The organism is Sphingobacterium deserti, assembly GCF_000757725.1.
Lineage (GTDB): Bacteria > Bacteroidota > Bacteroidia > Sphingobacteriales > Sphingobacteriaceae > Sphingobacterium > Sphingobacterium deserti.
Genome location: NZ_JJMU01000002.1, coordinates 35,322 through 50,171, shown reverse-complemented (window position 1 = coordinate 50,171; position 14,850 = coordinate 35,322). Strand labels below are relative to the sequence as shown.

12 protein-coding genes are annotated in these 14,850 nt (G+C 42.5%); 4 read left to right on the top strand and 8 right to left on the bottom strand.

The genetic code is table 11. The features are described 5' to 3' along the window. Window positions 1-11: 11 nt before the first annotated feature. Window positions 12-938, bottom strand: a complete 927-nt coding sequence (locus DI53_RS00515; RefSeq protein ID WP_037494208.1) for a diacylglycerol/lipid kinase family protein — start codon at window positions 936-938, stop codon at window positions 12-14. A 74-nt stretch (window positions 939-1,012) separates the two neighbouring features. On the opposite strand from DI53_RS00515, the gene surE reads away from it, so the two are divergent. Next, window positions 1,013-1,738 carry a 5'/3'-nucleotidase SurE gene (gene surE, locus DI53_RS00510; protein ID WP_037494206.1) on the top strand — a complete coding sequence of 242 codons (726 nt, stop codon included), beginning with the start codon at window positions 1,013-1,015 and terminating at the stop codon, window positions 1,736-1,738. 327 nt (window positions 1,739-2,065) lie between these two features. Here the strand turns inward: surE and DI53_RS00505 are convergent, their stop codons facing one another. Further along, complete coding sequence (locus DI53_RS00505; RefSeq protein WP_037494204.1) at window positions 2,066-2,254, bottom strand: hypothetical protein; 189 nt, start codon at window positions 2,252-2,254, stop codon at window positions 2,066-2,068. Window positions 2,255-2,685: 431 nt separating this feature from the next. Further along, on the bottom strand, window positions 2,686-3,708 hold the full coding sequence (locus DI53_RS00500) for an LLM class flavin-dependent oxidoreductase (RefSeq protein ID WP_037494202.1): 1,023 nt from the start codon (window positions 3,706-3,708) through the stop codon (window positions 2,686-2,688). Window positions 3,709-4,043: 335 nt separating this feature from the next. On the opposite strand from DI53_RS00500, the gene DI53_RS00495 reads away from it, so the two are divergent. Next, the gene (locus DI53_RS00495; protein WP_037494200.1) at window positions 4,044-4,229 is read left to right on the top strand and encodes a CsbD family protein; all 186 of its coding nucleotides are present in this window, start codon (window positions 4,044-4,046) and stop codon (window positions 4,227-4,229) included. Window positions 4,230-4,298: 69 nt separating this feature from the next. On the opposite strand, the gene DI53_RS20725 is transcribed toward DI53_RS00495, so the two are convergent. Further along, window positions 4,299-4,799, bottom strand: a complete 501-nt coding sequence (locus DI53_RS20725) for a GtrA family protein (RefSeq protein ID WP_420804732.1) — start codon at window positions 4,797-4,799, stop codon at window positions 4,299-4,301. Window positions 4,800-4,976: 177 nt separating this feature from the next. Here DI53_RS20725 and DI53_RS00485 point away from each other — a divergent pair, with 177 nt between their 5' ends. Beyond that, window positions 4,977-5,909: an RpnC/YadD family protein gene (locus tag DI53_RS00485; RefSeq protein WP_037494198.1), complete on the top strand. Its 933-nt coding sequence runs from the start codon at window positions 4,977-4,979 to the stop codon at window positions 5,907-5,909. A gap of 103 nt (window positions 5,910-6,012) precedes the next feature. On the opposite strand, the gene DI53_RS00480 is transcribed toward DI53_RS00485, so the two are convergent. The 4 genes from DI53_RS00480 to rpe form a co-directional block, all read right to left on the bottom strand. Continuing rightward, window positions 6,013-6,240: a hypothetical protein gene (locus DI53_RS00480; RefSeq protein ID WP_081939353.1), complete on the bottom strand. Its 228-nt coding sequence runs from the start codon at window positions 6,238-6,240 to the stop codon at window positions 6,013-6,015. A gap of 144 nt (window positions 6,241-6,384) precedes the next feature. Further along, the gene (locus DI53_RS00475) at window positions 6,385-8,655 is read right to left on the bottom strand and encodes an aconitate hydratase (protein WP_037494194.1); all 2,271 of its coding nucleotides are present in this window, start codon (window positions 8,653-8,655) and stop codon (window positions 6,385-6,387) included. Between the two features lie 55 nt (window positions 8,656-8,710). Next, window positions 8,711-11,482, bottom strand: a complete 2,772-nt coding sequence (locus DI53_RS00470; RefSeq protein ID WP_037494503.1) for a bifunctional aconitate hydratase 2/2-methylisocitrate dehydratase — start codon at window positions 11,480-11,482, stop codon at window positions 8,711-8,713. 400 nt (window positions 11,483-11,882) lie between these two features. Next, entirely contained in the window at window positions 11,883-12,563 is a 681-nt protein-coding gene (gene rpe, locus DI53_RS00465) for a ribulose-phosphate 3-epimerase (RefSeq protein ID WP_037494193.1), read from the bottom strand. A gap of 139 nt (window positions 12,564-12,702) precedes the next feature. Here rpe and DI53_RS00460 point away from each other — a divergent pair, with 139 nt between their 5' ends. After that, window positions 12,703-14,844 carry an HD family phosphohydrolase gene (locus DI53_RS00460; protein WP_037494191.1) on the top strand — a complete coding sequence of 714 codons (2,142 nt, stop codon included), beginning with the start codon at window positions 12,703-12,705 and terminating at the stop codon, window positions 14,842-14,844. Window positions 14,845-14,850 lie beyond the last annotated feature (6 nt).

The following is a 14,850-nucleotide window of genomic DNA, read 5'->3' as shown; positions in this document are numbered from 1 at the left end:
GATTTATTAGCTTATTTACTGCAATCTTGCTCTTGGACTGTCAAAAATTCAAGCACATTTTCCCGTACCTCCAGGGAGAGTGGGTTTTTTAGCGGTAAAATCAACTCGTCATCCAAGTGCATATGTGTGCTTGCGCAATCAATAACTAGCTCTTTCGCTTCAAATGAATTATAAGCAAATGTAGCGTCCTCATCTCCATCGATAAGCTTTTGTAAGTAGTCTGCGAAGTCTTGCCTTTGGCTCTCATCTACATAAACGACATCAAAAACGCCGTCGGCCGTAGAAGCTTCTGGTGCTAGTATGAGATTTGGGCCAATGGATTGAATATTCATCACTTCCAGTAATAGACATTTGCCTTCGAAAGTCTTTCCATCTGCTTTTAGCGAGTAGCGGTGCGCTTTGGCCTCTAGAACGAGCGAATGTAAGACCTGAAGAGCCAACTGGAGCTCATCTTTTGCCGTCTTAGCTTTGCTTTTATCAACAGCGTCCATCTCTTGCATAAGGTTGGGGAACAAGCCGTAGCCAGCACTTTCCATAAAGAAATCGGTAGTATCCGCATTCTTTATGACCCCAAGGTCAAAACGCTGTTTTCTGCTTTTTTTCCAATTTTGTATATGTTCATGCTGTTCGAGATCTCTATCGATACATAACGTTTTGGACATATTATTTGCGGTACCCATCGGTAGAATGGCAATCGGTATTTTCTTCTCCAGCGCGTTACGTTGCACCAACTCTTTAACAACACGCCGAATGGTTCCGTCGCCACCAGCCACGACCACAAAATCAGCTTGATCGAGTTGCTCTTTCCAACTATCGTCGTCCTTCACAGAGAAATAAACGCAGCCGAAGCCCTCTTTTTCAATAGCCTTGACGAGTTCGGACTTTACATGGTCCTCATCTCCTGCGCCGGGGTTGTGTAATAGAATTGCCTGTTTCATAGATTTTATTTTAGGTTGAACATTTGCAGATGCTCATTTGTTGTTAAAATGTAGAAATTATAAAAAAAACAGTTATGAGGATTTTAGTGACAAATGACGATGGTATATATAGCCCAGGTATTGCAGCATTGGCTAAAATAGCGAAAAAATTTGGCGAAGTGCGGGTTGTTGCTCCTGATGTGGAGCAATCATCCATGGGGCATGCTGTGACGCATTCGCGCCCATTGGGATACAAAAAATCGCCAATTGAATTTCCTGATATCGAGGCACACCGGGTGAATGGTACTCCGGCCGACTGTGTCGCCATGGGGACCCACCTCTGGAGCGATGTAGATGTTGTATTATCAGGTATTAATATGGGGCCAAATCTAGGAAATTCGATGTGGCATTCCGGCACATTAGCTGCAGCCAAACAGGCTGTTCTTTTTGGGATTAAGGGTATTGCGCTAAGTACGCCGGTGGGGAGTACAGAGCCCGACTTCGATATTCTAGAGCCGTTTGTAGAACGTACTTTGGAAAGATTGTTAAGGGATACGGAATTAGCGCTTTATAACGTCAACTTTCCGCCGAATCCAAAGGATATTGTATGGACGCGTCAATCCGTGCGACTGTATGATGGAAAAATTGTGCCTGGCACAGATCCTATGGGTAGAAAACACTATTGGTTTACGGTTACTCCATTGGAGCCAGCAGATGAGGGAACAGATAGATGGGCTGTTGAAAATGACTTGGTATCAATCACGCCTTTACGTTTAGATCTTACCGATGAAGCAGCCTTATCCGAAAAGTTGTCTGTCTGAAAAGTTTCATTATGCTAAAGGATGGAAAAAAAATGGATCCTTCAGTTTTTAATCTCACTATCGGGTTTCAATAGAGGTCGGGTTATGCAGCTACTTCTATAGCAATATAAATACCCTCGTTTCATCACAATATGATACGCTTAATGTGAACTAACAGAAGGGTAGGATTCGACCAAAGATAGCCAAAACCTGTTTGTTAAATCAATAGCAAGCCCACTGGGGCAGTGATGCCCCGGTGCGTAGTGTTTCCATTTCACTCAACAAGCTGCTATAAAGCAGGTGAAGAAGCTATGAAATCCGAAATTGCAAGGTATTGCAAAAGCAGTACTATGGCATCTTTGGATCCAAATAGCTCGGCAGCACTTCGTAGTCTATTCCTGATGCCGCAGCAAGTCTCTCTGCAACCTTGTAAGCTTCTTCTTCGTCGCTAAACACAAACATGTCATTGCTGTTTCTCGGTTTAACAATGTAGCAAATTTCTTTTCCTATTATTCGCATTTCGTCGTTATTCTTCATGTTTTGGTCTGGAAAATGTAAAACGTAGTTGCCCGCACCATTCAAATGACTCCCTACAACTTTTTGTAGAGAGTCTTTGCTTATGAATTATGCGCCCCTGGGGAGGGCAACTCAATTAATCAAACCTACAAATTATTTAAATCAATATCATAATAAAAATTAAAATAAATTATTAAATTCAATTTTATTTGATTTTATGATCATGCGCAATTATAGTTATCTTTCTGTTACGTTGTTTAAGTGTCGCTATTTGAGTGTGCACATGTGTTTTCCAATAGACTTTTGTTCATCGAGGTAATTGAAATTATTTACTGGAGTTCTATCGCTAGAATATTGTATTAACTTTTTTAATATTAGGGTCAGGGTGCACTACTCATGATAATTTTAAGTCACTGTTATCGCGGTCCATTTGTGCACTGTATAGTTTAGATCTAACGCCATCCAAGTGATGGAGCGACATGTTTCAAAATAGCCGACAGGATATGGATATTGTAATCAACACCTAAAGTGTTAGGAATCGTAAGCAATAAGGTGTCGGCTTCACGTATTGCTTCATCTTCTGCGAGTTCCTTGATTAATTTATCCGGCTCGGCCGCATAGCTTTTTCCGAAGATTGCACGCTTATCGGCTTCAATCATGCCCACCTTATCGACGCTACCAGCCTGTTGTCCAAAATAATGCCGATCTTGATCACTTATAAGCGCAAAGATCGATCTGCTTACGGAAACCCGAGGCTCACGGTCATGCCCTGCATTTTTCCATGCTTGTTTGTATAGGCGTATCTGCTGCGCTTGTTGAATATGGAAAGGCTCGCCAGTTTCGTCATACTTCAATGTGGAGCTCTGTAAATGCATTCCATGTTCAGCGGCCCATACTGCTGTCGCATTAGAGGCGGCGCCCCACCAAACTCTTTCACGAAGACCCGCGGAATAGGGCTCTAGCCGTAACAAGCCGGGCGGGTTCGGAAACATAGGATACGGGTTGGGAGCTGCAAAACCAACGCCGTCCAACTTCTCGAGAAATTGCAGCGCTTTTCTCCGCCCCATGTCTGCATCTGTCTCACTTTTCGCGAGGTCTTCATTAAAATAGCGCCAGCCATCGATAACCTGCTCTGGAGAACCCCTGCTGATACCCAATTGTAAACGTCCGCCGGAAATAAGATCCGCTGCGCCGGCGTCTTCAACCATATAGTAGGGATTTTCATAGCGCATGTCGATGACGCCGGTTCCTATTTCTATTTTACTTGTCTTAGCACCGATCGCGGATAATAAAGGAAATGGCGATGCTAATTGTTGTGCAAAATGATGCACGCGAAAGTATGCTCCATCGACGCCGAGCTCTTCCGCTGCTACAGCCAAATCTATAGATTGTAGAAGGGTATCACTCGCTGTACGCGTTTGATAGGAGGGGTGATTAGCCCAATGTCCGAAAGATAAAAAACCTATTTTTTTCATAACGCAAAATGCTTTTATTGAGTAACCAAATGTAATAATCTTACTTACGTTCCATTCGTCTGGATTGTATTTTTGATGTCAGTAATTTCAAATCGTCGATTTTTTATAGGCTTTTATAATCGAGTGCATTTGATCAGTTGGTTTGTTACAGTTTGAATCCCTACATAAGTTTAACTTTTCGGATGATTTAACATTGTTAAAAGCGATATATGTAGGAAACTGATCGAGTGGTTATGAGAAATGTCATAAGTAACCGAATTCAGGTTTTAACATTTTTTTGCAAACGTTCCGCGCCGCTGAACGTTCAATATATATAACAAAAAAAGGAGAATATTATGAGTGAATTAACATGGAAAGGCCGTTGGAACGAAATTAAAGGTAAGGTTAAACAGCAGTATGCCGATCTTACTGATGACGATTTGCTATATGCCGAAGGCCAAGAAGACGAATTAGTAGGTAAGCTTCAGAAGAAGACAGGAAAAACTGCTGATGAAGTGAACAGTTGGCTAAACGATTTGTAGGGATAGTGTTAGTGTGGTTTAGTTTGATATGCGGATGATGCGCGGCATCATCCGCATACTTTTTTTAATTTAATGCCGCATACTCCGAAGTGGAGCGAACGTGAATTTTTGCTGCGCAATAAAGCTATAGGTTGTAACTGCGATTGTCGACAAAATTTGAGAAGGAGTAGGGTACCATCCCAGGCGTTCCACAAATACTTTTAAAAGTATATAGTTTATTATTACAGAGCCGATATTAGCAAGTAAATATTTCATGAGTTTTACCCTTACCGAATTATCGTTATCCGCTCTTGGAAAGACGAGGTAATAATTTGTAAAAAAGCCACAAAAAAAAGTGAATGAAAAAGATAGCATCAGCGCAAAGACGTGTGGACTGACCGTCAGCAGATCCCCAATGTAAACATTTGATTTCTTTAGCAAAAAATTATAGATAAGAAAGTACAGAACCCAGCCGCATCCTACGTTTAGTGAACCGAAGAGGAGGTATTTGAATTTTTCAAAATCCAAAAATTTAATATCGATTATATTTTTGCAAAACTTATATATTTTCCATAGGTAGGCATTCGCCATTCTCAAACTATCCGTCATTTACCTAAGTTAGGGTATCGCATTTAAAATTGAAAAATTTGTTGAAATGGCTATGATTAATTTGAAGGCAAGGTGCTAAAAAATTTTTTACTAAAATAATTAGCTTTTACCTTCTTTTTTCCCTATATTTGGTCTAATAACCATTTATAATTGAATTATATGAGCTCAACGAAACGATCCGGTCGTCGTGTAGATGATCCGCTATGGAAGTCTGTTATCGAGAATACCTTCGCACATTTTCTGACCTTTATGTTTCCAGCCGCTGCGCAACTTTTCGACTTGGAACGCGGCTTCGAATATCTGGATAAGGAGTTTGAAAGCCTTTTTCCACCAGAACCTAATAACCGGGGTATACGCTATGTTGACAAGTTGGTTAAAGTCTATTTGCTAGACGGCAGCGAGAAATATGTACTTTGCCATATTGAGGTGCAATCCAGTAAGGGCAAAGGAGATCTTCCTGCACGCATGTTTCAGTATTTCTATCGGATTACTGATAAATACAAGGTTCCGGTCACAGCAATTGCCATCTTGGCGGATAATCATCATGCCTACCGTCCGAGTGTGTATGTGCAGGAATTTATGGGTACTCGTTTGCACTACACATTTAATAGTTACAAAATTTTGGATCAGGACGGGACTGCACTTCGTGCTAATAAGAATCCCTTTGCCGTAGTAGTTCTTACTGCATTGCAAGCTATTTTGCAGCGAGATGTGAGCGATGAGCAGCTGATGACGATCAAGCATGATCTCTACGATGAGATGGTCAATCGAGAGATGGATAAGCTTAGCCGTCAGGGTATTTATGATTTTCTGTCACGGTATGTAAGTTTTCAAGATACAACATTATTCACTATCTTTGAACAAGAGATAGCAACCAAATTAGGAAGGAGCACCACTATGGGAACGAGAGAATATCTATTGGATAAAGCAACAAAAGAAGGCAGACGCCAAGAACGTGCCAAAGCAGAAGCAGAAAAGTTAGCGGACAAACAAGAGTTTGCAAGGAAGATGCTGCAAAACGGTTTTGATATAGCGCTTATCTCGGACATCATCGGTCTCTCGGTTTCTGAAATTGAAAAACTTAAAGTGTAACAAGCTCGAAAAGGTAAGTAAGACTGTGTAACTGCAAATGGGTCTCTATTTTATGCTTGGTTGAAGATAATGTTAACAACAGCGTGGACAATAGACTAACATCTTAGTCATGCAAATTCCTTTTTTTAAGATAATCAATAAGATAAGCCGGCCGATCTGTTTGAATAATAGTGGCACCCAACGTATCGATTAGATAGCCGTAGGCTTTATCAGGACTTTCCAAAGCCATATCGTCATCATGCCCGCCACTAAGCGTATCCCACAGGGTGTTATACCAGATCAAACTTTTATTGTTAAATACACTTCTCAATATACTACACGCTGTATTCACGCAATCAGCGCGGAGTCGTAGGTTCTCGGCATTGGTAGCAAATGTAGCTAAAGAATATTACCACAGTATTAATTTACGAGGAACAGCAAAAAAAAACCTGTCGCACACGCGACAGGTTTTTTCTATGTGATGATGAACCAAGGTTTACTTTTTCTCTTGGTTGCGGCGAATGATATTCAAAGCGCCACCAGCTTTGAACCATTCGATTTGTTGTGCATTGTAGGTATGGTTCGCTTCGATTTCATCCTGCGAGCCATCTGCATGGTGAAGGACCAAGTTCAGTGATTTTCCCGGTGCAAACTCGGTTAAGCCAATGATATCGATTGTATCGTCCTCTTGGATCTTATCGTAATCATCTTTATTTGCAAATGTCAAACCTAACATACCTTGTTTCTTCAGGTTTGTTTCGTGGATACGTGCAAAGGATTTTACAAGTACAGCTCGTACACCTAAGTGACGGGGTTCCATGGCTGCGTGTTCTCTTGAAGAACCCTCGCCATAATTTTCATCACCCACGACAATGGAGCCGATACCTTCTGCCTTGTAGGCACGTTGTGTAGCTGGTACCGCAGCATATTCTCCGGTAAGTTGATTTTTAACCGAATCTGTCTGATCGTTGAAATAATTAACAGCACCAATCAGCATGTTGTTGGAGATGTTGTCCAAGTGACCACGATATTTCAACCATGGGCCAGCCATCGATATGTGGTCTGTTGTACATTTACCTTTGGCTTTAATTAATAATTTCAAACCTTTTAAATCCGTACCTTCCCACGCTTCAAAAGGCTCTAGCAATTGTAAACGATCAGAAGAAGGAGATACGTCTACCTGCACGTTTGAACCATCTTCCGCTGGCGACTGATAGCCTGCATCTTCCACATCAAACCCTTTCGACGGTAGCTCATCACCGGTAGGCGGATCCAACTTCACCTGTTGACCATCGCGATTTGTTAACGTATCTGTAACCGGATTGAATCCAAGATCACCTGATATAGCGATCGCAGCTACCATTTCTGGCGAGGTTACGAAGGCAAAAGTATTTGGATTACCATCTGCGCGTTTCGCAAAGTTACGATTGAAAGAATGTACAATCGTGTTTTTCTCTTGCTTATCAGCACCTGCACGATCCCACATACCGATACATGGTCCACATGCATTCGTAAAGATTGTTGCGTTCAAATCTTCGAAAGTTTTTAATAAACCGTCTCGATCTGCCGTGTAGCGCACCTGCTCCGAGCCGGGGTTGATACCAAACTCTGCTTTCGTGATTAACCCTTTATCAATCGCCTGTTGTGCGATGGAAGCCGCGCGCGACAAATCCTCATAAGAAGAGTTGGTACACGATCCGATTAAGCCCCATTCCACTTTAGTAGGCCATCCGTTCTTATCAGCCTCTTCGCGCATCCGGGATACCGGCGTGTATAAGTCTGGCGTGAAAGGGCCATTTAAAGACGGTTCTAGTTCGGAAAGGTTAATTTCGATCAGTTGATCGAAATATTGTTCTGGATCCGCATAAACCTCTGGATCGGCAGTCAAATGTGCTTTGATAGCATTCGCCGCATCGGCTACTTCAGCACGATCCGTAGAGCGCAGGTAACGCTCCATTGATTCGTCATACCCAAAAGTGGACGTTGTTGCACCAATCTCAGCGCCCATATTACAGATCGTACCTTTACCTGTACAAGATAAAGACTCTGCACCTTCACCGAAATATTCGACAATAGCGCCTGTTCCACCTTTTACCGTAAGGATGCCAGCTACTTTCAGGATAACGTCTTTCGGAGCAGACCAACCACTCAACTTACCGGTTAGTTTAACACCAATTAATTTAGGGAACTTCAGCTCCCAGGGTAAACCTGCCATAACGTCACAGGCATCTGCACCACCTACACCGATAGCAACCATACCTAAACCGCCCGCATTCACCGTGTGTGAGTCTGTACCTATCATCATTCCGCCCGGAAAAGCATAATTTTCCAACACTACTTGATGGATAATACCTGCGCCGGGCTTCCAGAAGCCTATGCCATATTTATTCGAAACAGATGATAAGAAATTGAAAACCTCCGAGCTTTCATTTTTAGCGCGTGTCAAATCTTCCTCAGCCCCATCTCTCGCCTGGATAAGGTGATCACAGTGAACTGTCGAAGGGACGGCTACCTTGGGTCGACCAGCTTGCATAAACTGCAATAAAGCCATTTGGGCAGTTGCATCTTGCATAGCTACGCGGTCTGGCGCGAAATCCACGTAAGAACTTCCGCGTTCGTAAGCCTCCGTTGCATTTCCATGCCACAAATGGGCATATAAAATTTTCTCTGAAAGGGTTAAAGGTTTATTTACGACCTGACGTGCAGCGTTGATGCGCTCTTCGTACTGGCTATAAACCTTTTTGATCATCTCTATATCAAATGCCATATCGCTTAAATTTTATTATCAATTCTCAATTTTGTGTGTTGCTAGAATATAACAACTATCCTACCAAGTCTTTCACTGGAGGCGCAAACTTTGTCAAATTAATGCCTTTTACCGCATTTTTATATTCCTCTACATTTGGGATGCGTCCTAATATGGCAGAAAGTACGACTACAGGTGTCGATGCTAGTAGTGATTCGCCTTTTTTGCGTTCCGAATCTTCAACCACACGTCCTTGGAAAAGGCGTGTAGATGTCGCTAATACAGTATCTCCTTTGGCAGCTTTTTCCTGGTTTCCCATGCATAAATTACATCCCGGACGTTCCAAATACATGATGTTCTCGTATTCGGTGCGTGCGTTACCTTTAGGAAGTAGATCACTAAATTCGAAGCCGGAATAGCGTTGGAGTATTTCCCAATCACCTTCAGCAGTCAATTCGTCAATTATGTTATATGTTGGCGCTGCAACGACCAATGGCGCATGAAATGCGACATGACCTTGTTGCTCTTCCAAATTTTTCAGCATTTGCGAAACGATCTTTAAATCACCTTTGTGAACCATACACGATCCTACAAAGCCAAGATCTACCTTCTTTTCTCCGCCGTAGTAAGAAAGAGCGCGAATAGTATCATGCGTGTACCGTTTGGATACGTCATCGTTGTTAACGTCCGGATCAGCAATCATTGGTTCTGCTATTTCGTCAAGATCAATAACCACTTCGGCGTAGTATTTAGCGTTTTCATCCGGCATCAACGCTGGCTTCTCGCCTGAGCGAATTTCTGCAATACGTTTATCAGCTTTATTGATCAAACCTTGGAGCACATGACGTTCGTTATCCATGCCCTTATCAATCATGATCTGGATTCTTCCCTTAGCAATTTCTAATGATTCAATTAAAGTATCATCAAGCGATATACAGATCGAAGCTTTCGCTTTCATTTCGGCTGTCCAGTCGGTGAATGTAAAGGCTTGGTCTGCCGGAAGAGTACCAATATGTACCTCAATAATTCTTCCCTGAAACACATTTTCGCCGGCAAACTGTTTAAGCATCTGTGATTGCGTAGCATGCACCACGTCGCGGAAGTCCATGTACTCTTTCATTTCTCCTTTGAACGTAACCTTTACAGATTCCGGGATAGGCATAGAGGCTTCTCCTGTGGCAAGCGCTAATGCAACCGTTCCAGAATCGGCACCGAAAGCGACACCTTTAGACATACGCGTATGTGAATCACCACCGATAATGATGGCCCATTCGTCAATAGTAATATCGTTAAGCACTTTGTGAATAACATCTGTCATGGAGTGGTATTCTCCTTTAGGATCGCGCGCGGTAATCAGTCCAAATTCGTTCATGAATTTCATCAACTTCGGAATGTTTGCTTGCGCCTTTTTATCCCATACAGAGGCGGTATGGCATCCTGACTGGTATGCTCCATCAACAATAGGGGAAATGACAGTTGCAGCCATCGATTCCAGTTCTTGCGCGGTCATCAATCCCGTAGTATCCTGAGATCCTACAATATTGACTTCAACACGAACGTCAGAACCAGCGTGCAGTACTTTTCCCGGAGTCGTTCCTACTGCATTTCTGTTGAAGATTTTTTCCACCGCAGTAAGGCCTTGTCCATCTACCGAGATTTCTTTTGAAGGCGCAAATACAGGGGTTGGATCGACACCTAAAATTTTAGCTGCTACTGTTTGTATCTTTTTGCCGAATACAATAGCATAGGAACCTCCCGCACGGATAAACTCCATCTTCTGCGGAGTAAAGGCTTTTGAAACGTCAATGAGTTCCTGATCGCCTTTATATAATTTTTTTGTTTTAGTATTAATGGTTAAAACGGTGCCCGTTGCCACGGAATACGCTTCTTGCAGAATAGGCTCGCCTTTTTCGTTGCGCAATACGTTGCCTTCGGCGTCTGTCTTTTTAACCCAGTTTTTTAGATCGATACCGATACCACCGGTTACGTCGACCGTAGTTAAAAAGATCGGGGAGATACCGTTTGTACCACCTACGATAGGAGCGATGTTGACGAACGGTACATAAGGGCTAGCTTGTTTACCTGTCCAAAGCGCCACATTGTTTACGCCTGACATGCGGGATGAACCAACACCCATGGTGCCTTTCTCCGCGATTAGCATGACGCTAGCATCTGGATGTTGTGCTTGTAAAGCTTTTATTTGATCCTGCGCTACCGGCGTGATCATGCATTTACCGTGCAGCTCACGGTCAGAACGCGAGTGTGCTTGGTTACCTGGTGAAAGTAAGTCTGTGGAAATATCGCCCTCACCGGCAATAAAGGTAACGACCTTGATCTCCTCAGCTACTTCCGGTAGCTGTGTAAAGAACTCTGCCTTTGCATAACTTTCTAATATCTCTTTGGCCGTGCTATTGCCCTGCTCAAACGCTTCCTTTAAACGCGCAATATCCGCATCGTATAAGAATACCTGAGTTTTTAAAACTTCAGCTGCCGCTTGGGCAATCTCCGCATCGGCACCCAAAGCCAAATCAAGCAATACTTCAATGGATGGTCCGCCTTTCATATGCGAAAGTAATTCGAAAGCATATGCCGGCGATATCTCTTCCAGCACCGTTTCGCCAATGGCGATCTCTTTCAGGAATTTCGCTTTTACACCTGCCGCACTGGTGGTGCCAGGTAGCGTATTGTAAATAAAAAAGTGAAGTGCGTCTTTTCTGTTTGGGTTTGCGGTATCTTTAATCAGTGTGATAATCTCACTTAGTAAATCAGCGCCGTCAATTGGTTTAGGATGAAGGTTCTGTTGTTTTCTTTCATCAATTTCTTGTAGATAGTCGTTATAAATACTCATTTTCTTAGAAGTAATTTCGAGGATTGTGGGCAGCGTCATTCAATTAACTGCTGCTATCGTCAATCTGTCGCGAAGGTTTTGCCGACTTAGCATCGCTCAAGGTTTCGTCTGAATAGGACCCCGCGCGCAATGTTCATTGTTATAACATAACCGGTTACGCGATTTTTTGAATCACGACAAAAATACAAAAAAGAATAGGCTTTATGTAGATTAGCTCCAAGCGAAACGTTAATTTGGAATAAATCCAAACAATCGTATGACATCTTTCGTGTAAAGCAACAAAAGATTTGTTGCGGCATGAAAAAGCGGCCTTTTAGCCGCTTTCATTTAGCTTATGTTTAAATGTGTTTTAGCGGCATCTTATCTTGTCTAGGAAGACCATGTATGCCGCCGTGAGCTCTTATACGGATTTGATGCCAGCTTCAACCTGTTTCAGGTTCCGAACCGCCGCAGTAGGATCGACGGCACCAAACACGCTGCTACCTGCTACCAATACATCTGCCCCTGCTTCGAGTAACGCTGCTGCATTTCCTATACCTACTCCACCATCAATTTCGATCAACAATTCTGGATTCACAGTTGCTGCCATTTCGCGTAAATCCTTGATTTTTGTATAGGTGTTAGCAATGAACTTTTGTCCTCCGAAACCTGGATTCACTGACATCAGGCATACCAAATCTAGAACTTCAAGAATATCTTTTAGCAGGCTAACGGGCGTGTGCGGATTCAAGGCAACCCCTGCTTTACAACCTAATTCTTTAATCGCTGAAAGCGTTCTGTGTAAATGTGTGCAGGCTTCGAAATGCACCGTGATGACACTAGCGCCCGCATCTTTACAAGTCTGCAGATAACGGTCAGGATCTACAATCATCAAATGTACATCCAACGGTTTTTGCGCATGCTTAGCAATAGCCTGCATCACTGGAAACCCGAAAGAAATATTAGGAACAAATACACCATCCATGATATCGATGTGGAACCAGTCTGCATCGCTGTTGTTCACCATCTGCACATCATCGTAAAGTCTTGCAAAGTCTGCTGCCAACACGGAAGGGGCAATCAAATGTTTTGTTGTAGACATTTTTCTTTTTTCTGCAAAGATAAGTAAGTGAGCGCGATTTATCTGCGGAATTTCGTAAATTAATCGCCTAAGTGAATACGAACATTAATTGTACCTTTGTTCGATATTGCGGCGTTAACACATAAAAAACGAATACTAAGTGGCTAAACTCAAGATAAATTATAGCGGAGAAAAAACTCAAAACAATTCCTTTGTGGTCAAGTTTTCCTTAGTTGCATTGGCGATTGTGCTGATATGTATTTTTCTGCCCAAACAGCCGCGCTTCCGATACGAATTTCAAAAAGGAAAGGCTTGGAATCACGATAACCTTATTTCCCCTTATAATTTTGCCATACTAAAAACGCAGGAAGAGCTTATCCGGGATAAGGAACAGATCTTAAAAACGGTGCAGCCTATTTACACGCTGAATGCGAGTGCCAGTAAGGAGCAGATTGATCAGTTTAATACCGATATCGCCGAGAAGTGGCAGATAGGTAGTATGGACTCGATGGGGCAGGGTACGCTGGAAACCTATCAGGGTGTGGGAAACGCTCTGCTCAATTACGTGTACAATAGGGGTATTGTATCGCTCAATAACCGCTATCAAAATAAGGGTGAAAATGGCGGTAATGTAGAGAAGACGGAAAGTCAGTATAACTTTACGCTGATACACGAAAATATTGCGCAGCAAAAGAACACAGCGGATATCTTTACTATCGAGACGGCGAACCAATATATTCAGCAGTCAATTGCTAAAAATGGGCGCATAAGTCGGAAAGAATGGCTCGCAGAAATATTAAAAAATTACATCACCCTCAACTATGTTTTTGACGAAAATTTAACCAACAAGGTTGAGCAAAATGCCTTGGCAAATATTTCCAGCACGCGTGGGGTAGTGCAAAAAGGGGAGTTAATTGCAGAAAAGGATAAGATTATAAATAACGAAACGTATCAAAAATTGGAATCGCTGCGCAAGGTCTTTGAAGACGAGGCGCGCATAAGTGGAAACCAAAACTTTGTGGCCTTTGGGCAGTTTGTCATGATATCCATGTGCATCGCCCTATTGATGGTATTTCTTTACTTTTTCAGGTCATCTATATACAATAATAACCGATTGGTCTTTATTGTTATGATTGTAATTGTGTCTATGCTTGGTGTGCTGTCATGGGCGCTCAAGATGAAGATTCCAAGTTTGTATTATATTCCATATTGTAGTGTTCCGATTATCTTTAGGGTACTTTTTGATACCCGGGTTGCTTTGAATATCCACTTACTTATGGTACTTATTGCTGCACTCTTTGTGCCGAATAGTTATGAGTTTGTATTCTTACAATTCATCGCAGGCATGGTAGCTATCTATAGTATCAAGACATTGGTGAAGAGGGAGCAATTCTTGGTTTCCTCCTTAATCATTTTGGCGACCTATATTGTAGCTTATGTAGGGCTTGTTCTCACGCGGAATGGTTCATTTAATAGCATATACTGGGCGGATATCGCACCTTTTATCGTGAGTGTAGGGCTGACGTTGCTTGCCTATCCATTAATCTATGCTTTTGAGCGCCTTTTCGGTATTGTCTCTGACCTTACACTGATGGAGCTGACGAACAGTAATTCGCGTTTGTTGCGTGAACTTTCCTTGAAAGCTCCGGGTACCTTCCAACATTCGCTACAGGTGGCCAACTTGGCCGAAGCCGCGATTTATAAAATTGGGGGCAATCCACTTTTAGTGCGGGCGGGTGCCTTGTATCATGATATAGGCAAAATGCTGAATCCGCTATTTTTTATTGAAAACCAACGCTCTGGGATCAATCCGCATGAAGAGCTCACCCCTGAACAGTCCGCGCAGGTGATTATTTCACACGTGCATAAAGGGGTGGAGATGGGGAAAAAGAATCTCTTGCCTGAAGTGGTGATAGATTTTATCCGAACGCACCACGGAACAACGCGTGTAGACTATTTTTACAATGTATTCGTAAAAAACAATCCCGATAAGCTGGTAGATGAAGGGATTTTTCGCTACCCGGGACCGGTGCCCTTCTCAAAAGAAACAGCGGTACTTATGATGGCGGATTCGGTAGAGGCCGCCTCACGTGCGATGAAAGAGCCTTCGGAAGATTCTATTAATAAATTAGTGGACAAGATTATCGATTATAAAATTACGCAGCGTCAATTTATAAATGCGAACATTACCATGCGCGATATTACGGAGGTTTCTGAAATCTTTAAATCGATGTTGAAAAGCATTTACCATGTGCGTATTGATTACGATGTAAACAAAAAAACGTTGGCGGCAGGGGAGTAGAAAAAA